Consider the following 18,571-nt stretch of genomic DNA (forward strand, 5'->3'; position numbering starts at 1 on the left):
TCGGCACTCTGATTTAACCAATAAGGAGGGTTTCTTGGGTCGGCATATTCACGTGATCGGCATCGGTGCGGGCGATCCCGACTACGTGACGGTCCAGGCGATCGAGGCCCTGAATGACACCCAGGTCTTCTTTGCGATGGACAAGGGGGAAGCCAAAAGCGACCTGGTGGCCCTGCGGCGAGAGGTCTGCGCGCGGTTCATCCGGGAGCCCGGGTACCGCTTCGTGGAGTTGCCGGACCCGAAACGCTCGACCGGGCCCGACTACCGCGAGGGGGTCTCGGACTGGCACGCCGCGCGGGCACGGGTGTGGGCGTCGGCCATCGCCACCGAGCTCGGCGCCGACGGCGTGGGTGCCTTCCTGGCCTGGGGCGACCCGTCGCTCTACGACAGCACCCTGCGGATCCTGGATGCCGTCGCGGCCGAGGTCGAATTCACCCTCGATGTCATTCCCGGTATCACCGCGGTGCAGGCGCTCACGGCCCGGCACCGCATCCCGCTCAACGAGGTGGGCGAGCCGGTCCTGATCACCACCGGCAGGCGGCTGCGCGAGCATGGGTTGGCGGGCTCGGCGGTCGTGATGCTGGACGGGGACTGTTCGTTTCAGGCGTGCCCGCCCGACACGAAGATCTGGTGGGGCGCCTACCTGGGCACCACCGACGAGCTGCTGGTGGCCGGCACCGTCGGCGAGGTCGGGCCGCGCATCGCGGCGCTGCGGGCCGACGCCCGCGCCCGGCACGGCTGGATCATGGACACCTATTTGCTCAGACCGGCAGACTGAAGGGCGTGCCCGAACTGCCCGAGGTCGAAGCGCTGGTCGACCATCTGCGGCGCCGCGCCGTCGGTTCGACGATCGGTCGCGTCGACGTCGGCGCGCTGTCGGTGCTCAAGACCTTCGACCCGCCGACGACCGCGCTGCACGGCCAGCCCGTGACGGGCGCCCAGCGGTGGGGCAAGTACCTGGGATTGCAGGCCGGGCAGCTGTTCCTGATCGCCCACCTGTCGCGCGCGGGCTGGCTGCGGTGGTCCGACAAGCTGGCCGCGGCGCCGCTGCGACCCGGCAAGGGGCCGATCGCGTTGCGCGTGCACCTGGGCACCCCGGGCGAGGCGCCCGGCTTTGACCTCACCGAGGCGGGCACCCAGAAGCGGCTGGCGGTGTGGCTCGTTGACGACCCGAAGGTGGTGCCCGGCATCGCGGCCCTCGGCCCCGACGCGCTGGAGCTCGGACCCGAGGACCTGGCCGGGGTGCTGGCCGGTAACACGGGCCGGATCAAGACCGTCATCACCGACCAGAAGGTGATCGCCGGCATCGGCAACGCCTACAGCGACGAAATCCTGCACGTCGCAAAGATCTCGCCGTTCGCGACCGCGGGCAAGCTGTCCGACGGACAGCTGACCGCCCTGCACGACGCGATGATCTCGGTGCTGACCGACGCGGTGAGCCGCTCCGTCGGCCAGGGGGCCGCGACGCTCAAGGGGGAGAAGCGCTCCGGATTACGGGTTCATGCCCGCACCGGCCTGCCCTGCCCGGTGTGCGGGGACACCGTGCGCGAAGTGTCGTTCGCGGACAAGTCTTTTCAGTATTGCCCGACGTGCCAGACCGGTGGCAAGGTGCTGGCCGACCGGCGCTTGTCGCGGCTGCTCAAGTAGCGCCCACCCCCGGTCGCTGCTCGAATAGCGGTCGAGCGTCGACTTGTTGTGCGGAAAACCGCCTATCGAGCCCAACAACTCGACGTTGGGCGGGCACTAGCTATGCTGCCGGGGTGACTCGTCAGAAGATTCTCATCACTGGCGCGAGTTCCGGCCTGGGTGCCGGGATGGCGCGATCCTTCGCCGCCAAGGGCCGCGACCTGGGGTTGTGCGCCCGTCGCACCGAGCGGCTCGATGAGCTGAAAGCCGAACTGACGCAAAGGTATCCGGGCATCAAAGTCGCCGTCGCCGCGTTGGACGTCAACGACCACGAGCAGGTGCCGAAGGTGTTCGCCGAGCTCAACGACGAACTGGGCGGCATCGACCGCGTCGTCGTCAACGCCGGGATCGGCAAGGGCGCCAAGCTCGGCTCCGGCAAGCTCTGGGCGAACAAGGCGACCATCGAGACCAACCTGGTGGCCGCACTCGTACAGATCGAAGCGGCGCTGGAGATGTTCGCCAAGAGTCCCCCGCAAGCGGGAGGTGCCCCCAGTTCGGGCCACCTGGTGCTCATCTCGTCGGTGCTCGGTAACAAGGGTGTGCCGGGCGTCAAGGCGGCCTACTGCGCGAGCAAGGCCGGGTTGACCTCCCTGGGCGAATCGCTGCGCGCCGAATACCCCAGCGGCCCGATCAAGGTTTCGGTGATCGAGCCGGGCTATATCGAGTCGGAGATGACCGCCAAATCCTCCAGCACAATGTTGATGGTGGACAACGAGACTGGCGTCAAGGCGCTCGTTGCCGCGATCGAGCGCGAGCCGGGCCGGGCGGTGGTGCCCTGGTGGCCCTGGGCGCCGCTGGTGCAGCTCTTGCGGGTCCTGCCGCCCCGGCTGACGAAGCTGTTCGCCTAGCGAGAAGAGTCAGTGGGGGACCGGTGTGTAATGCGCTGAGTCGGTGGTGAATTCGGGTTTGCCGTAGGTCGCTAGCCGGAGCTTCAGCAGCGCGATGACATACGCGTCGGTGACGTCCCTGAGCACCGGGATGCGGCTGGCGTGGCTGACCGCGGTGAAGCGCCCGATGATGAAGGGCGCGGTGAGGGCTACCCGCAAGAGGTCCGTCGAGCCGAGCGAGACGCCCATGGCCTCGGCCACGTCGCGGTCACCACCGCAGAAAGTGCGGACGAAAGTGAGCTTGCTGAAACTCTTTTCGACCGCTTCGGCGCACCGGTCGAACAGGGTGGTGTCGGGGCGCAGATAGGCCGCCATGGTGCCGCGGACGAGTTCGGCACAGATGCTGTCGAACCCGTGTCGCAGCAGTGCCGAGCGCGCGTGCATGACATGGATGATGTCGGCGGGTTCCGCGGGCAGCAGTTCCTCGGGCAGGCCGAGCAGAAAGCAGCGATACCTGGCGAATTCGATGACGGCACGCTCTTCTTTGGTGAACTCCGTCCGCCCCTGTTGGCGCGCCTTGCGAGCCAACAGGTACTGGCCGATCATTCCCGCGGGCATCTGGTCAACCTGTGGCACCGGCATGCCGTAGACGGCCGTGTCCCATTTGTCCGATTTCTTCAAAGCGTTGTAGCGGACCATCGAGTGCATCAGCCGCACCATGGCGGCGGCCTCAAACCCCGGGCCGTACCGGTCCAGCGCCCCGGGCAGCGTCGTGACGGCGAAGAAACTGGCCGTTTCGTTGACGCGCCGGGCGGCCCGCTTGCCCGAGAGCGCGCCGGTCAGAGCCATCGGCAGCGCGGCGTAGGTGTTGGTGAAGGTCGCGATGAAGGCTCCCCGGGTGATGAAAGGGACCAGCAGCGCCGCGGGAATCCGCTCTTGGCGAGCGCCCTCACGCACCAGGTCGAAATCGATCCACTCCGGGGTGGCCTCCATCGCCGCGATGAACGCGACGAGTTCGGGGGGTGCCTCGGGCACGGCCTCGATTCCGTGCCGGCAGGCCCTGGTGAGCATGTCGATCAGCTGCGTGACGCTGTGTGTGGCCATCAGCGCCGCGTAGGGATCGGCGACGACGTCGCCGAGCAGGGTGGCCGTGCTGATCAATTCGAGGACGCGGTCGTCTTCCAGGATCGGCGCGCGGTCGGCGACCCAGGTCGGCAGGGCGGAGTCGACGTCCGGCTCGGTGGCCAGCCGATCCGGCGCCCGGTCGAAGTCGAAGTCCCCGTAGAGATCGGGCTGCAACTCGCGCTGACTGCGGACACGTTGGGCGAGTTCGGGGTAGTACGTGGCCCTGGACATGACAAGCTGCCTCCCGGTAACTAACAGTTCGTGAGTAATACTCACAAGGTGTTAGTTATGCTGTCAAGCGTGACCACGTCATTGCCGTCGATGTCGTCGGGCGCCAAGCGCCGCATGACCGCCGAGGGCCGGCGCGAGCAGATCCTCGACGTCACGCACGCGATCGTCGACGCCGACGGGTTCCACGCGGCAACACCGAACCGCATCGCGGAGCAGGCCGGCATCAATCGGTCGTTGATCTATCAGAAGTTCGGCGACTTGGCGGGACTGTTCGTCGAACTGATCGACCGGGAGGCGGCCCGGGCGGGTGCGCAGTTCGCCGAAGCGATCTCGGGTTTGGATGCCGCCGCGCAAGATCAGTCGCTGGTGCTCGCCTTCGACGGCGTGCTGGCGGCCGTCGATGCCCACCCGGCGACGTGGCGGTTGTTCCTGTTCCCGCCGCAGGGCGCTCCGCCGGAGTTGTATGCCCGCCTGGCTCAATCGGAGGCGGCCGTCATTGACTTCTTCGTCCGTGAGCTACTGCGCACCAATCAGCAGCTGCACGATCCCGAATACACCGCCCGAGTCCTGCACGCCGCCGGTCGCGAGTTGCTGCGGCTGCACCTCAGTGATCCGCAGACCGCGACCGTGGAGCGCTTGCGCACGTTTGTGCGGCGATTCGGCTCCGAACCCGTGGTTCCGACCGGCTGAGGGTCGCCGTGAAACGTCAGCTGGTGCGCCCTCTTTCGGTGCGGTAGCGACGCACCAGCGCGTCGGTCGAGCTGTCCGACTGTGGCGCGGGCGAGGAGTCGGCGGTGATCACCGGCAGCAGCGCCTTGGCTTGCGTTTTGCCCAGTTCCACGCCCCACTGGTCGAAGGAGTCGATGCCCCAGATCACGCCCTCGGTGAAGACCTGGTGCTCGTAGAGCGCGATCAGCTGGCCCAGCACCGACGGCGTGAGCCGGTCGGCCAGGATCGAGGTGGACGGCCGGTTGCCCGGCATCACCTTGTGCGGTACGACGTGGGCGGGCGTGCCCTCGGCGGCGATCTCCTCGGCCGTCTTGCCGAACGCCAGCACCTGCGTCTGGGCGAAGAAGTTGCTCATCAGCAGGTCGTGCATGCTGCCGGTGCCGTCGGCGGTGGCGAGGTCGTCGAGGGGTTGGCTGAAGCCGATGAAATCGGCCGGCACCAGCCGGGTGCCCTGATGCAGCAGTTGGTAGAAGGCGTGCTGGCCATTGGTTCCCGGTTCGCCCCAAAAGATTTCGCCCGTGTCGGTGGTGACGGGTGTGCCGTCGGCGCGCGTCGACTTGCCGTTGGATTCCATAGTCAGCTGTTGCAGGTACGCCGCAAAGCGGGACAGGTCGTTCGAATACGGCAGCACCGCGCGCGATTGCGCGCCCATGAAGTTGGAGTACCACAGCCCGATCAGGCCGAGCAGGACGGGCGCGTTGGACTCCAGCGGGGCCGTCTTGAAATGCCGGTCAACGATGTGGAATCCGGACAGAAAGTCGGCGAATGCTTCCTTGCCGACGGCGGCCATCACCGACAGGCCGATCGCCGAATCGACCGAGTAACGCCCGCCCACCCAATCCCAGAACCCGAACATGTTGTCGGTGTTGATGCCGAAGTCGTCGACCAGGCGTTTGTTGGTGGAGACGGCGACGAAATGCTTGGCCACCGCGGAGTCCCCGAGCGCGTCGGTCAACCAGCGGCGCGCGGCGGTCGCGTTGGTCAGCGTCTCCAGCGTGGAGAAGGTCTTCGACGCCACGATGAAAAGCGTTGTGGCCGGGTCCAAGTCGGCCAGCTTCGCGATCAGATCGGCGGGGTCGACGTTGGAGACGAAGCGTGCCGATATTCCCGCGTCGGCGTAGTGGCGCAGCGCCTGGTACACCATGACCGGTCCGAGGTCCGACCCCCCGATGCCGATGTTGACCACGGTGCTGATTCTTTTCCCGGTGGCCCCGACCCATTCACCGCTGCGTAACCGGTCGGTGAACTCTCCCATCGCATCCAGCACGGCGTGCACGTCCTCGACGACGTTCTGGCCGTCGACGGTTAGCTCGGCGTCCCGGGGCAGCCGTAGCGCGGTGTGCAACACGGCGCGGTCCTCAGAGGTGTTGATGTGCACGCCGGAGAACATCTGGTCGCGCCGCTCTTCGAGGTTAGCCGTCCGGGCCAAGTCGATCAGCAGCCGCAGCGTCTCTCGGGTGACGCGGTGTTTGCTGTAGTCGATGTAGAGGTCGCCGACCGTGACGGTCAGCTCGCGGCCGCGGTCGGGATCGTCGTCGAAGAACTTGCGTAGATGGGTATCGCCGATTTGTTCGTGATGACTGCGCAGGGCGTCCCACGCCGGGGTGGCGGTGATGTCGGGGATGGTGTGCACGGAGGTCATGATTCGACCCTAGTGACGGTCGCAAGCGCGGCGTAGCCGGGCGCGGCGGGCCGTCACGGTGGCTAATGCTGTGACGGTCGCAAGCGCGGCGTAGCCGGGCGCGGCGGGCCGTCACCATGCGTATGCGGTCGGACAGCGCCGGGCCGGGCCGGGATGCGGGGCTGTCAGTGCCCGAGCCGGCCCCGGCCCAGCCGCAACAGCAACATCGCCAGGTCCTTACCCTCGGGACCGAGCTCGCTGTAGCGTTCGATGACCTTCATCTCGCGGCTGTGCACCAGCCGGGTGCCGCCGGACGCCATGCGCACCTTGCCGATCGCCTGGGACACCTCGGCGCGCCGCTTTACCGCGGCGAGGATCTCGGCGTCCAATCGGTCGATCTCTTGGCGCAACTGCTCAATGTCGGTGGCCTCTGGGGACTCGACGGTCTCGATGTTCATTTCGGCTAACTCCGCGTTCTCTTGATGTGGGGGGTCTGGTCTCATCCGTTATCGGGCCTCACAAAAGAGACGAGCCCCGAATCCGGAAGCGGACCACGGGGCTCTGCGAAAGCAGCTACACCACGGGCACCGCTGGCCGGTACCCGTAGAAAAATCGGCCGATCCACTCCCGGGTCGGGAGCTGCCGATGTTGCCGCGCGTTGAGCACTCACCGAGTGTGCCACTAAGGGGCGTGACCACGCAAAAATGATTGGGCGTCGGTCCCCAGTGCCGGGCCGGCGAAGTAGTCGGCGGTCGGCGGTAAGTTTGGACCGACATGAGTGTGCACGCGACCAGTAACTCCGATGCCAAGTCCGCCTCCGAAGCACAGGAGCTGCTCGACGGGCTCAACCCGCAACAACGCCAGGCGGTGGTGCACGAGGGCTCGCCGCTGCTGATCGTCGCGGGCGCGGGCTCGGGCAAGACGGCGGTCCTGACGCGGCGCATCGCCTATCTGATCGCGGCGCGCGGCGTCGGCGTCGGACAGATCCTGGCGATCACGTTCACCAACAAGGCCGCCGCGGAGATGCGCGAACGCGTGGTGCGCCTGGTGGGCAATCGCGCCCGCGCGATGTGGGTGTCCACGTTCCACTCGACCTGCGTGCGCATCCTGCGCAACCAGGCATCGCTGATCGAGGGGCTCAATTCCAACTTCTCGATCTACGACGCCGACGATTCGCGACGCCTGCTGCAGATGATCGGCCGCGACATGGGGCTGGACATCAAGCGCTACTCGCCGCGCCTGCTGGCCAACGCCATCTCCAACCTGAAGAACGAGTTGATAGATCCCGGCGAGGCGGTGGCCAACCTGTCGGACGACTCCGATGAGTTGAGCCGGACGGTGGCCTCCGTCTACGGCGAATACCAGCGGCGGCTGCGCGCGGCCAACGCGTTGGACTTCGACGACCTGATCGGCGAGACCGTCGCGGTGCTGCAGACGTTCCCCCAAATCGCGCAGTATTACCGCCGGCGGTTCCGGCATGTGCTGGTCGACGAATACCAGGACACCAACCACGCCCAGTACGTGCTGGTGCGCGAACTGGTGGGCACCGACACCGAGGGCGACGTGCCGCCGGCGGAATTGTGCGTGGTCGGTGACGCCGATCAATCGATTTATGCGTTCCGCGGCGCGACCATCCGCAACATCGAGGACTTCGAGCGCGACTATCCCGACGCGAGAACCATTCTGCTGGAACAGAATTACCGCTCCACGCAGAACATCCTGTCGGCGGCCAACTCGGTGATCGCCCGCAACACGGGACGCCGTGAGAAGCGCCTGTGGACCGACGCCGGCGCGGGCGAGCTGATCGTCGGCTACGTCGCCGACAACGAGCACGACGAGGCCCGGTTCGTGGCCGAGGAGATCGACGCGCTCGCCGAGCGGGGCGAGATCACCTACAACGACGTGGCGGTGTTCTATCGCACCAACAACTCGTCGCGGTCCCTGGAAGAGGTCTTCATCCGCGCCGGCATCCCCTACAAGGTCGTTGGGGGAGTGCGCTTCTACGAGCGCAAGGAGATCCGCGACATCGTCGCCTACCTACGGGTGCTGGACAATCCCGGTGACGCGGTCAGCATGCGGCGCATCCTCAACACGCCGCGCCGGGGCATCGGGGATCGCGCCGAGGCGTGCGTGGCGGTGTACGCCGAGAACACCGGCGCCAGCTTCGCCGACGCGCTGGTGGCAGCCGCCGAAGGCCGGGTGCCGATGCTGAATACCCGCGCGGAGAAGGCGATCGCGGGCTTCGTCGAGCTGCTGGACGACCTGAGGGGCCACCTCGACGACGACCTCGGCGAATTGGTCGAGTTGGTGCTCGAACGCAGCGGCTACCGCAGCGAGCTGGAGTCCTCCACCGATCCGCAGGAGCTGGCCAGGCTGGACAACCTGAACGAATTGGTCAGCGTCGCACACGAATTCAGCATCGACCAAGCCAATGCGGCCGCGCTGGAGGCTCCCGAGGACGAGGATGTGCCCGATACCGGCGCCCTGGCGGCGTTTCTGGAGCGGGTGTCGCTGGTCGCCGACGCCGACGAAATCCCCGAGCACGGAGCCGGTTTGGTCACGCTGATGACGCTGCACACGGCGAAGGGGCTGGAGTTCCCGGTGGTGTTCGTCACCGGCTGGGAGGACGGGATGTTCCCCCACATGCGGTCGCTGGACGACCCGACCGAACTGTCCGAGGAGCGGCGGCTGGCCTACGTCGGCATCACGCGGGCCCGCCAGCGACTGTACGTCTCCCGGGCCATCGTGCGGTCCTCCTGGGGGCAGCCGATGCTCAACCCGGAATCGCGCTTCCTGCAGGAGATTCCGCAGGAGCTCATCGACTGGCGGCGCAGCGCGCCGCCGCCGTCGTCGTTCAGTGCCCCGGTGAGCGGTGCCGGACGGTTCGGCGCGCCGCGTCCGTCGCCGACCCGGTCGGGGGCCAACAAGCGCCCGCTGCTGGTGCTGCAGCCCGGCGACCGGGTGACTCACGACAAATACGGGCTGGGCCGGGTCGAGGAGGTGTCCGGGGTCGGTGAATCGGCCATGTCGCTGATCGACTTCGGCAGCTCGGGGCGGGTGAAGCTGATGCACAACCACGCCCCCGTCAGCAAGCTCTGACTCGCCGAACGTGACGTCAGGGCGAGATTTTCGCCAATTCTTCGCCGCCAGAACACGTTCGGCGCAAAGGGCGCGAGCGGCGTAAGGAAGCCCGCTACGCGTGCAGCCAGCGTTTGGTTTGCGGGTGAAACGCCAGCGCCACGCTGGCGACCGGCAGCAACCACAGGGTGTAGACGATCCACGCCACGCGCGCGCCCGCGATGAACACGCCGCCGTAGGTCAGCACCGCCACCACGGCGCCGGCCGCGATGAGGTAACGACCAAGCGGTCGATGCTGCAGCAGCATGATCACCCCGGAGATCGTGGTGATCGCGAACACCAGCGCGAGGAAGGCGACCGCGATGCAGAAGAGGCGGTCGGTCCGCCACCACCCCGCGATCAGGTCGGTGGCCACCACCGATGTGGCCCATCCGCTGACGATGGCGACGGCGCTGGCGGCGACGGCGGTCCGCCCGCTCGGCTCGTGGCCGGGCGGGGCCGCAAGCCCGTGCCGGACCGCGGACGTGGCGCCCTGATCGGGAGCCGACTGCCGGGGAAGCTGCGTCGTTGGGGACTCCGGGACCACGGGCATCGGCCCGGTCGGTGCCCGCCGGATGATCCGCGTCTGCGATTCCGAGGGTGGTGCGGCGGCCTCCGGTGTGGGCGCAGGAGCAGCGGGGTCGTTGGGCGCGGTCACCTCAGCCAGCGTAGTTGCCGACGTTAAGACCCCGCTTTGCAAGCCATGGGACTGGGTCGATCCTTTCGGTGCCGCCCTGGAGCACCTCAAAGTGCAGGTGTGGCCCGGTGGAATTGCCGCGGTTGCCCATGGTGGCGATCTGGTCGCCGGCCATCACGCGCTGGCCGACGCTGACCAGCGTCGTGTTGACGTGCCCGTAGAGCGTGACGGTGCCGTCGGCGTGGCGGAGCTTGACCAGCGCCCCATAGCCGGCGGCGGGGCCGGAGTCGATGACGACGCCGTCGGACACCGCATAGATCGGCGTTCCGATCGAGTTGGCGAGGTCGATGCCCGCGTGCAGCACGCCCCACCGGTACCCGAAGTTGGAGGTGAAGATGCCCTTGGTCGGCATGACATAGAGCGGCTGCTGCAGCCGGGCCTCGCGCTGAGCGCGATCGTTGGCGAAGGCCAGGCCCTTGGCGAGCTCCTCGTTGTGCACCGCGGCGTTCGCCGCGGGCTGGACAGCGATCACCTGGGCGCCGCGGATCGTGTTGCTACCCGCCCCGCCGGTGAGGGCCGACGCGTTGGCGGTCAGCACGGCCTCCGTCTTGGGCGTATCGGCGTGGCTGGTCGCCGTGTGGGCCGCGGCGGCCGCGGCCCCGGCCGCCATCGCCGAGATCAGCAGGCGCCCCCGGGCCGCGCTGGTCGGCTGCTTACGGTGTTGCCCGCCGCGGCGTATGACGGGAATGACGTCGGTGATGTCCGAGTAGTTGGAACGGCGCGCTTCGGTGGCGGCGGTACGGGGCTGGAACCGTGCCGGGACCGGCACGGCCGCGGGAGCGGCCAGCAGCAGCGGGCCCAAATCGTCCGTGTCGTGCAGGTCGTCGAGCTCGGGAGCCAGCAGCACGCGGGCTTCGTTGTCGAAGGCCGAGTCGTTGCTGAAGTCCAGATCATCGAGATCGGCGGCCTCGTCGACGAAATCCCAGTCGTCGAAGTCGAACCCGTCGAGGGGCAGGATTTCGGTGACCTCGTTGCGGTGAGCTTCCGTCCACCGGCCGCCTGCTGCGCGACCTACCCTCACCACGCCTGTTGTTTCGGCAGAAGGACGAGTCAAACGGTGCTGGGACAAGCTGAAATGTCCTCGTATCGTGACCATAACGTTATCTGGACCCTAGGAAGGTATCCGCTAACCGACGGGGCTGGCAACCTCGGGCCAAGAACCCGGCCAAGATTGTGATTCGCATCACCTTTGCGGGGTACCGGTATGCCGTGAGCTGCGCCACATCGGCGGACGCGACGGTAGCACGCGTTCGACGGGTGGATACAGTGCCACCGTGCGAGTCGCCGATTCCGGCTGCCCCCATCGCGGGGCCCACGTACAGGCCTAGCAGCAAGTCGAGCGAAGACAGTGAGCCCATGGACCTTTTCGAGTATCAAGCAAAAGAATTGTTCGCCAAGCACAACGTACCGAGCACGCCCGGTCGGGTGACCGACACCGCCGACGGTGCCCGGGCCATCGCCGAGGAGATCGGTCGCCCCGTGATGGTGAAGGCCCAGGTCAAGGTCGGCGGCCGCGGTAAGGCCGGCGGCGTCAAATACGCCGCGACACCCGAAGACGCCTACCAGCACGCCAAGAACATCCTCGGCCTGGACATCAAGGGCCACGTCGTGAAGAAGCTGCTTGTCGCCGAGGCCAGCGACATCGCCGAGGAGTACTACATCTCCTTCCTGCTCGACCGCGCCAACCGCACCTACCTGGCCATGTGCTCGGTCGAGGGCGGCATGGAGATCGAGGAAGTCGCCGCCACCAAGCCCGACCGGCTCGCCAAGGTCCCCGTCAGCGCCGTCAAGGGCGTCGACGAGGCGACCGCCCGGTCCATCGCCGAGCAGGGTCACCTGCCCGCCGAGGTGCTCGACGCCGCCGCGGTCACCATCTCCAAGTTGTGGGAGCTTTTCGTCGCGGAGGACGCGACGCTGGTCGAGGTCAACCCGCTGGTGCGCACGCCCTCACTCGGTGAGGACGACCCAGGCCGCATCCTGGCGCTGGACGGCAAGGTCACGCTCGACGCCAACGCCGATTTCCGCCACCCCGATCACACCGAGTTCGAGGACCGCGAGGCCACCGATCCGCTGGAGCTCAAGGCCAAGGAACACCACCTCAACTACGTCAAGCTCGACGGCGCCGTCGGCATCATCGGCAACGGCGCGGGCCTGGTCATGTCGACCCTCGACGTCGTCGCGTACGCGGGGGAGAAGCACGGGGGAGTCAAGCCGGCCAACTTCCTGGACATCGGCGGCGGCGCCTCGGCGGAGGTGATGGCCGCCGGGTTGGACGTGATCCTGGGCGACCAACAGGTCAAGAGCGTGTTCGTCAACGTCTTCGGCGGCATCACCTCCTGCGACGCGGTGGCCACCGGCATCGTCAAGGCGCTGGAAATCCTCGGCGACGAGGCCAACAAGCCGCTGGTGGTGCGCCTCGACGGCAACAACGTCGACGAGGGCCGTCGCATCCTGACCGAGGCCAACCACCCGCTGGTGACGCTGGTGGCCACGATGGACGAGGCCGCCGACAAGGCCGCCGAGCTGGCGAGCGCCTGAGAAAGGACTTCTGAAAATGTCGATCTTCCTGAATAAGGACAACAAGGTCATCGTCCAGGGCATCACCGGCAGCGAGGCCACCGTGCACACGGCCCGAATGCTCAAGGCGGGCACCCAGATCGTGGGCGGTGTGAACGCCCGCAAGGCGGGGACCACGGTCACGCACGAGGACAAGGGCGGGCGGATCGTCAAGCTGCCGGTGTTCGGCGGTGTCGCCGAGGCGATGGAAAAGACCGGCGCCGACGTGTCGATCATCTTCGTGCCGCCGAAGTTCGCCAAGGACGCCATCATCGAGGCCGTCGACGCCGAGATCCCGCTGCTGGTGGTCATCACCGAGGGAATCCCGGTGCAGGACAGCGCGTTTGCGTGGGCGTACAACGTCGAGAAGGGCGGCAAGACCCGCATCATCGGGCCGAACTGCCCCGGCATCATCACCCCGGGCGAGGCGCTGGTGGGCATCACCCCCGCCAACATCACCGGCTCGGGACCGGTCGGGCTGGTGTCCAAGTCCGGCACGCTGACCTACCAAATGATGTACGAGCTGCGCGATTTCGGCTTCTCGACCTCTATTGGCATCGGTGGGGACCCGGTGATCGGCACCACCCACATCGACGCCATCGAGGCCTTCGAGAAGGACCCCGACACCAAGGTCATCGTGATGATCGGCGAGATCGGCGGCGACGCCGAGGAGCGCGCCGCCGACTACATCAGGGCCCACGTCTCCAAGCCGGTCGTCGGGTATGTCGCCGGATTCACCGCCCCCGAGGGCAAGACGATGGGCCACGCCGGCGCCATCGTGTCCGGCTCGTCGGGCACCGCGGCCGCCAAGAAGGAAGCCCTGGAGGCGGCCGGCGTCAAAGTGGGCAAGACCCCGTCGGAGACGGCGGCGCTGGCCCGGGAGATTCTCAAGGCGCTGTAGCGGTTGCCGCCGCGTGACGGACCCCGGTGGGCGGGCCGCAGTTCCGCTGCGGTAGATAGTGGAGCTATGAATCTTGACGAGCGCACGCCCGTCGTCGTCGGTGTCGGGCAGGCCGCCGAGCGCATCGACGACCCCGCTTACCGGGCGATGTCACCCGTCGAGTTGGCCGCCGCCGCCGCCTCGGCCGCCTTGGCCGACTGTGGGGCCGACGTCGGGTCGGCTGCCGCGGCCGTCGACACCGTGGCCGGTGTCAGGCAATTCGAGATCTCCGGGCCCGTCGCCTCGGCCGTGCTGGGCCGGTCGAACAACTACCCGCGCTCGGTGGCCAAGCGGGTGGGGGCCAAGCCCGCGCGCGCGATCCTCGAGATCGTCGGGGGCCAGGGGCCGCAGCATTTGATCAGCGAGCTGGCCGCGGAGATCGCGGCCGGCCGGTCGCAGGTGGCGCTCATCTTCGGGTCCGACGCGACCTCGACGCTGCGGCACTTCGCGAAGGCCGAACGCAAGCCCGACTTCACGGAGACCGTCGACGGCGACCTGGAGGACCGCGGTCACGGCATCGAGAAACTCATCTCGCGCTACACGGTCATTCACGGGCTCACCAGCGCGCCGATCCAATACGGGCTGCTGGAAAACGCCCGGCGGGCCTCAACGGGGCTGGGTCCGTCGGAATATCGGCGGGCGATGGCCGAGCTGTTCGCGCCCTTCACCAAGATCGCCGCCAGCAATCCGTTCGCCGCCGCGCCGGTCGAGCGCACCGTCGACGAACTGATCACCGTGACCGAGGCCAACCGGATGATCGCGGAGCCCTACCCGCGGCTGATGGTGGCGCGTGACCAGGTCAACCAGGGCGCGGCCGCGCTGCTGATGTCGGTCGGGGCCGCCCGTTCTTTGGGGGTGCCCGAGGAGAACTGGGTGTACCTGCATGGCCACGTTGACCTCGAGGAGCAGCCGCTGCTGGAGCGCCCGGATCTCGGGCACTCCCCGTCGGCCGTCATGGCGGTGCGCGAGGCGCTGGGCATGGCCGGCATCGGAGTCGACGACGTCGCCACCTTCGACCTCTACAGCTGCTTTCCGGTGCCGGTGTTCAACATCTGCGACGGCTTGGGAATTGCGCCCGACGACCCGCGGGGCCTGACGTTGACCGGCGGGCTGCCGTTCTTCGGCGGGGCGGGCAACAACTACTCCATGCATGCGGTTGCCGAGACTGTCGCCCAAATGCGAAGCATGCCAGGGCAATTCGGCCTCGTCGGCGCCAACGGTGGCATCCTGAGCAAGTACTCGGTGGGGGTTTACTCCACCGCTCCGGTGGAATGGAAGGCGGATCGCAACGCGGAGCTGCAAGCCCGGGTCGCCGACTGGCCGACCCAGGCCGTGACCGAGTCCGCCGACGGTCGCGGGACCGTCGAGACGTATACGGTGCGGCGCGACGACGGACGCCCGACCGGCATCATCATCGGCAAGCTCGACGACGGCAGCCGGTTCCTCTCGACCACCGAAGACGACGAACTGCTCGCGCTGCTGATCGACGGCGACCCCCTGGGGCGCACCGTCCGGGTGCGCTCCTTCGACTACGGCAACCGCTGCTTCATCAACTGACCCGCTCGCGCTAGACCAGGGCGGCCAGCTTGCCGGCCAACCGCTCCACGTAGGCGGCGATCTCGTCCTCGGGGCGGTCCGGCAGCCCGAACAGCACCTCGGTCACCCCCAGCTCGGCCCAGCGCGCCAACTTCTCGGGGATCGGCTTGAAATCCAGGGCGACGATCTGCGGGGCCCCATCACGGCCGGCCGCCGCCCAGGTGTCCTGCAGCAACTTGACCGGTTCGTCGATGTCGAAGTCGCGCGGGGTGGTGATCCAGCCGTCGGCGCTGCGGGCGATCCACTTGAAGTTCTTCTCGTTGCCGGCCGCGCCCACGAGCACCGGAATGTGTGACTGCACCGGCTTCGGCCAGGCCCAGCTGGGCCCGAACTTGACGAACTCGCCGTCGTAGGCGGCTTCTTCGTCCGTCCACAGGGCCCGCATCGCCTCGATGTACTCGCGCAACATGGTCCGGCGCCGCCCGGGCGGCACCCCGTGGTCGGCCAGCTCGTCGGTGTTCCACCCGAAGCCGACGCCGAGGCTCACCCGGCCGCCCGACAGGTGGTCAAGCGTCGCAATGCTTTTCGCCAACGTGATCGGGTCGTGCTCGACGGGCAGCGCCACCGCCGTCGAGAGGCGCACCCGCGACGTGACGGCGCATGCGGCGCCCAGACTTACCCACGGGTCTAGCGTGCGCATGTAGCGGTCGTCGGGCAGCGACGCGTCGCCGGTCGTGGGATGGGCGGCCTCGCGCTTGACCGGGATGTGGGTGTGTTCGGGCACGTAGAACGTCTGGAAACCGTGGTCGTCGGCGAGCTTGGCCGCTGTCGCCGGGGAAATGCCGCGGTCACTGGTGAAAAGCACGAGGCCGTAATCCATGCACAGGATTAGAACGTGTTCTACCTGTGCTCGGCAAGCGGCGCCTGTCGGCGCTGGTCGCGCCGACAGGCCGGTGGCTCCGGCACCGCCGCCCCAAGGTGCGCTAGCGTGGTTGGTCGATCGCGCCGCAACGCAACATGGGGAAGGTGTTCCGCTGGGGCGCGCCTGGAAGCACAGCGTCGCACTGCAATGTGGCGCCGCTAAGAAGCAACAGGAGGAGTCATGACGTATTCGCCCGGTGGTCCCGGATATCAACCCGCGCAGCCCGGCGGCTCCTACGCAGGCGCCACACCGTCCTTCGCCAAGACCGACGACGGCGACAGCAAGCTTCCGCTGGTGTTGAACATCGCGGTCGTGGTCCTCGGGATCGCGGTCTATTTGCTCAATTTCGGGCCGACGTTCGTCATCGGCGCCGACCTCGGCCCCGGCGGCGGACGGGCCGGTGACGCCGGCACCGCGGTCATCGTCGCGGTGCTGGCCGCCCTGCTGGCGGCGATCGGCTTGCTGCCCAAGGCCAAGAGTTATGTGGGAATCGTCGCGGTGGTCGCCGTGTTGGGCGCGCTGCTGGCCATCACCGAGACCGTCAACACGCCCGCCGGATTCGGCATCGGGTGGGCGATGTGGCCGTTGGTCGGTTGCAGCATTATTCAGGCCTTCGCCGCCGTGGGCACGTTGCTGCTGGACGCCGGGGTCATCACGGCGCCCGCGCCGCGGCCCAAGTACGACCCGTACGCGCAATACGGGCAGTACGGGCAGTACGGCCAGTACGGTCAGTACGGGCAGCAGCAGCCGTCGTACTACGGTCAGCCGGGTGCCCAGCAGCACGCCGGGCACCAGTCCCACCAGCAGGAGACACCGCAGCCTTCCTCGTATGGCTCGCAGTACGGCGGCTATCCGCAGAGCCAGGCCCCGACGCAGGCGGCGATCCCCACGTCGACCGGTGGGTTCGGCGCCCAGCCGCAGCCGGGCGCCCAGCAGCACGGGCCCTCGACGCCGCCCACCGGCTTCCCCAGCTTCAGCCCGCCGCCCTCCTCCGCCGCGAGCGGCACGGAGTCCCAGGCCGGTTCGGGTCCGGCCGACCAGGCGAGCCACACCGGCGGCCAGTCGGCCCCCGGTCAGGAACAGCAACAGTCGCCGTCATCACCGTCTGGGCCGGCGCCCTCCTAAGCCTGCGCCCTCGCGCGTAGTCGGGCACGTGCGCCAAGAGTGACAAGGGTGTCAGCAAGCGGGGACGACCGGGCAGCCAGCGCTCGCCAGGCGCGCGATCTTGTCCGGGTGGCATTCGGCCCGGCCGTGGTGGCGTTGGGCGTCGTCGCCGCCGTTACCCTGCTGCAGCTGCTGATCGCCAACAGCGACATGACCGGCGCGTTGGGCGCCATCGCCAGCATGTGGCTGGCGGTGCACCAGGTGCCGATCTCGATCGGTGGCCGCGAACTGGGCGTGCTGCCGCTGCTGCCCGTCTTGCTGATGGTGTGGGGGACCGCGCGCAGCAGCGCCCGGGCCACCTCCGCGTCTTCGTCGTGGCTGGTGGTCCGCTGGGTGATCGCCTCGGCGCTGGGCGGCCCCCTGTTGCTGACGGCGATCGCGCTGGCGGTCATCCACGACGCGTCGTCGGTGATTACCGAGCTGCAGACGCCCAGCGCCCTGCGCGCGTTCGCGAGCGTGCTGGTGGTGCACGCCATCGGCGCCGCGATCGGCGTCTGGTCCCGGGTGGGGCGGCGGGCGCTGGCGGCGTCCCCGCTGCCCAATTGGCTCGGTGACTCGCTGCGCGCCGCGGTGGCCGGTGTGCTGGCGTTGGTCGGCCTCTCCGGGCTGGTGACCGCGGGCTCGCTGATCGTGCACTGGTCGACGATGCAGGAGCTCTACGGGATCACCGATTCGATCTTCGGCCAGTTCAGCCTCACCGTGCTGTCCGTGTTGTACGCGCCCAACGTCATCGTCGGCACGTCGGCGGTCGCCGTCGGATCCAGCGCCCACCTCGGCTTCGCGACGTTCAGTTCCTTTACCGTCTTCGGCGGTGACATCCCGGCACTGCCGATCCTGGCCGCGGTCCCCACCCCGCCGCTGGGGCCGGTGTGGGTCGCGCTGCTCATCGTCGGCGCGTCCTCGGGCGTAGCGGTCGGGCAGCAATGCGCCCGGCGCGCGCTGCCGCTGTTCCCGGCGATGGCCAAACTGCTGGTCGCCTCCGTTGTCGGTGCGTTGGCGATGTCCCTGCTCGCCTACGGCGGCAGCGGACGGCTCGGCAATTTCGGCCATGTCGGCGTCGACCAGGCGACCTTGCTGGGCGGCGTGTTCTTCTGGTTCGCGGTCGTCGGCGGCGTCACGGTCGTGATGACCGGCGGGATCCGGCCCGTGCGACTCAGGCGGACCAGGCGACGCGCACCCGTCCCGGCGGCCGAGGAGCCGGCGGATTTTGCGGCGGTCTTCGATGAGCCCGAAGGCGAGCCGGAAGACGAACCGGGTGATGCGCCGCACGACGAGCCGGCCGGCGACTCCGCCGACCAGTCGGTCGGCGACCCCGTCGACGAGGACGAGATGGCCCCCGAGGAGCCCGCCGCCGACGACGAACCGCCGCCGGCATGATCGAGCCTGCGCTGCGCGCGCGGACACGCCGGGCGATTTCGCG

General features: G+C 68.2%; 16 protein-coding genes and 1 pseudogene. 11 read left to right on the forward strand and 6 right to left on the reverse strand.

Annotation, left to right across the window (positions count from 1 at the left end; translation table 11 throughout):
- The first annotated feature begins 34 nt into the window (after positions 1–34).
- The 4 genes and pseudogenes from cobF to MTAB308_RS22140 all read left to right on the forward strand — a co-directional run bounded on the left by cobF (position 35) and on the right by MTAB308_RS22140 (position 2,534).
- Complete coding sequence (gene cobF, locus MTAB308_RS22130) at positions 35–778, forward strand: precorrin-6A synthase (deacetylating) (RefSeq protein WP_077102178.1); 744 nt, start codon at positions 35–37, stop codon at positions 776–778.
- A 5-nt stretch (positions 779–783) separates the two neighbouring features.
- A pseudogene (locus tag MTAB308_RS29945) lies at positions 784–1,026 on the forward strand (DNA-formamidopyrimidine glycosylase family protein); the annotation flags it as partial.
- Positions 1,027–1,176: 150 nt separating this feature from the next.
- The gene (locus tag MTAB308_RS29950; RefSeq protein ID WP_245831543.1) at positions 1,177–1,647 is read left to right on the forward strand and encodes a zinc finger domain-containing protein; all 471 of its coding nucleotides are present in this window, start codon (positions 1,177–1,179) and stop codon (positions 1,645–1,647) included.
- 113 nt (positions 1,648–1,760) lie between these two features.
- Positions 1,761–2,534 (forward strand): SDR family oxidoreductase, encoded by a 774-nt coding sequence (locus MTAB308_RS22140; RefSeq protein WP_077102182.1) that lies wholly within the window; start codon positions 1,761–1,763, stop codon positions 2,532–2,534.
- Between the two features lie 9 nt (positions 2,535–2,543).
- Here the strand turns inward: MTAB308_RS22140 and MTAB308_RS22145 are convergent, their stop codons facing one another.
- Positions 2,544–3,869 carry an oxygenase MpaB family protein gene (locus MTAB308_RS22145; RefSeq protein WP_077102183.1) on the reverse strand — a complete coding sequence of 442 codons (1,326 nt, stop codon included), beginning with the start codon at positions 3,867–3,869 and terminating at the stop codon, positions 2,544–2,546.
- 114 nt (positions 3,870–3,983) lie between these two features.
- Between MTAB308_RS22145 and MTAB308_RS22150 the strand changes: the two genes are divergently transcribed.
- A complete protein-coding gene (locus tag MTAB308_RS22150; RefSeq protein WP_077104655.1) occupies positions 3,984–4,559 on the forward strand; it encodes a TetR/AcrR family transcriptional regulator in 576 nt (191 codons plus the stop codon).
- A gap of 16 nt (positions 4,560–4,575) precedes the next feature.
- Here the strand turns inward: MTAB308_RS22150 and pgi are convergent, their stop codons facing one another.
- Positions 4,576–6,240, reverse strand: coding sequence for a glucose-6-phosphate isomerase (gene pgi / locus MTAB308_RS22155; RefSeq protein WP_077102185.1), 1,665 nt, complete (start codon positions 6,238–6,240; stop codon positions 4,576–4,578).
- 164 nt (positions 6,241–6,404) lie between these two features.
- Positions 6,405–6,722 (reverse strand): chorismate mutase, encoded by a 318-nt coding sequence (locus MTAB308_RS22160; RefSeq protein ID WP_077102187.1) that lies wholly within the window; start codon positions 6,720–6,722, stop codon positions 6,405–6,407.
- A 271-nt stretch (positions 6,723–6,993) separates the two neighbouring features.
- On the opposite strand from MTAB308_RS22160, the gene pcrA reads away from it, so the two are divergent.
- Entirely contained in the window at positions 6,994–9,318 is a 2,325-nt protein-coding gene (gene pcrA / locus MTAB308_RS22165) for a DNA helicase PcrA (protein ID WP_077102189.1), read from the forward strand.
- Between the two features lie 94 nt (positions 9,319–9,412).
- On the opposite strand, the gene MTAB308_RS29370 is transcribed toward pcrA, so the two are convergent.
- Together MTAB308_RS29370 and MTAB308_RS22175 are read right to left on the reverse strand one after the other, a co-directional pair.
- Complete coding sequence (locus MTAB308_RS29370; protein ID WP_077102191.1) at positions 9,413–9,994, reverse strand: hypothetical protein; 582 nt, start codon at positions 9,992–9,994, stop codon at positions 9,413–9,415.
- 1 nt (position 9,995) lies between these two features.
- Complete coding sequence (locus tag MTAB308_RS22175) at positions 9,996–11,102, reverse strand: M23 family metallopeptidase (RefSeq protein WP_077104657.1); 1,107 nt, start codon at positions 11,100–11,102, stop codon at positions 9,996–9,998.
- A 287-nt stretch (positions 11,103–11,389) separates the two neighbouring features.
- Between MTAB308_RS22175 and sucC the strand changes: the two genes are divergently transcribed.
- The 3 genes from sucC (at position 11,390) to MTAB308_RS22190 (ending at position 15,086) form a co-directional block, all read left to right on the forward strand.
- Positions 11,390–12,571: an ADP-forming succinate--CoA ligase subunit beta gene (gene sucC / locus MTAB308_RS22180; protein WP_077102193.1), complete on the forward strand. Its 1,182-nt coding sequence runs from the start codon at positions 11,390–11,392 to the stop codon at positions 12,569–12,571.
- Between the two features lie 16 nt (positions 12,572–12,587).
- Entirely contained in the window at positions 12,588–13,490 is a 903-nt protein-coding gene (sucD, locus tag MTAB308_RS22185) for a succinate--CoA ligase subunit alpha (RefSeq protein ID WP_066915447.1), read from the forward strand.
- 66 nt (positions 13,491–13,556) lie between these two features.
- The gene (locus MTAB308_RS22190) at positions 13,557–15,086 is read left to right on the forward strand and encodes an acetyl-CoA acetyltransferase (RefSeq protein ID WP_077102195.1); all 1,530 of its coding nucleotides are present in this window, start codon (positions 13,557–13,559) and stop codon (positions 15,084–15,086) included.
- 10 nt (positions 15,087–15,096) lie between these two features.
- Here MTAB308_RS22190 and MTAB308_RS22195 read toward each other — a convergent pair whose 3' ends face one another.
- On the reverse strand, positions 15,097–15,945 hold the full coding sequence (locus MTAB308_RS22195) for an LLM class F420-dependent oxidoreductase (RefSeq protein ID WP_077102197.1): 849 nt from the start codon (positions 15,943–15,945) through the stop codon (positions 15,097–15,099).
- A 222-nt stretch (positions 15,946–16,167) separates the two neighbouring features.
- Between MTAB308_RS22195 and MTAB308_RS22200 the strand changes: the two genes are divergently transcribed.
- Together MTAB308_RS22200 and MTAB308_RS22205 are read left to right on the forward strand one after the other, a co-directional pair.
- A complete protein-coding gene (locus MTAB308_RS22200) occupies positions 16,168–17,112 on the forward strand; it encodes a DUF5336 domain-containing protein (protein WP_077102199.1) in 945 nt (314 codons plus the stop codon).
- A gap of 39 nt (positions 17,113–17,151) precedes the next feature.
- On the forward strand, positions 17,152–18,528 hold the full coding sequence (locus MTAB308_RS22205; RefSeq protein ID WP_077102201.1) for a cell division protein PerM: 1,377 nt from the start codon (positions 17,152–17,154) through the stop codon (positions 18,526–18,528).
- Positions 18,529–18,571 lie beyond the last annotated feature (43 nt).

The organism is Mycobacterium terramassiliense (assembly GCF_900157385.1).
Classification (GTDB): domain Bacteria; phylum Actinomycetota; class Actinomycetes; order Mycobacteriales; family Mycobacteriaceae; genus Mycobacterium; species Mycobacterium terramassiliense.

What these genes read in the sequence shown, in the direction of transcription:
- MTAB308_RS22145 (WP_077102183.1), bottom strand. Translation starts at nt 3,869, where the DNA reads ATGTCCAGGGCCACGTACTACCCCGAACTCGCCCAACGTGTCCGCAGT.
- MTAB308_RS22150 (WP_077104655.1), top strand. Translation starts at nt 3,984, where the DNA reads ATGACCGCCGAGGGCCGGCGCGAGCAGATCCTCGACGTCACGCACGCG.
- pgi (WP_077102185.1), bottom strand. Translation starts at nt 6,240, where the DNA reads ATGACCTCCGTGCACACCATCCCCGACATCACCGCCACCCCGGCGTGG.
- MTAB308_RS22160 (WP_077102187.1), bottom strand. Translation starts at nt 6,722, where the DNA reads ATGAGACCAGACCCCCCACATCAAGAGAACGCGGAGTTAGCCGAAATG.
- pcrA (WP_077102189.1), top strand. Translation starts at nt 6,994, where the DNA reads ATGAGTGTGCACGCGACCAGTAACTCCGATGCCAAGTCCGCCTCCGAA.
- sucC (WP_077102193.1), top strand. Translation starts at nt 11,390, where the DNA reads ATGGACCTTTTCGAGTATCAAGCAAAAGAATTGTTCGCCAAGCACAAC.
- sucD (WP_066915447.1), top strand. Translation starts at nt 12,588, where the DNA reads ATGTCGATCTTCCTGAATAAGGACAACAAGGTCATCGTCCAGGGCATC.
- MTAB308_RS22190 (WP_077102195.1), top strand. Translation starts at nt 13,557, where the DNA reads ATGAATCTTGACGAGCGCACGCCCGTCGTCGTCGGTGTCGGGCAGGCC.
- MTAB308_RS22195 (WP_077102197.1), bottom strand. Translation starts at nt 15,945, where the DNA reads ATGGATTACGGCCTCGTGCTTTTCACCAGTGACCGCGGCATTTCCCCG.
- MTAB308_RS22200 (WP_077102199.1), top strand. Translation starts at nt 16,168, where the DNA reads ATGACGTATTCGCCCGGTGGTCCCGGATATCAACCCGCGCAGCCCGGC.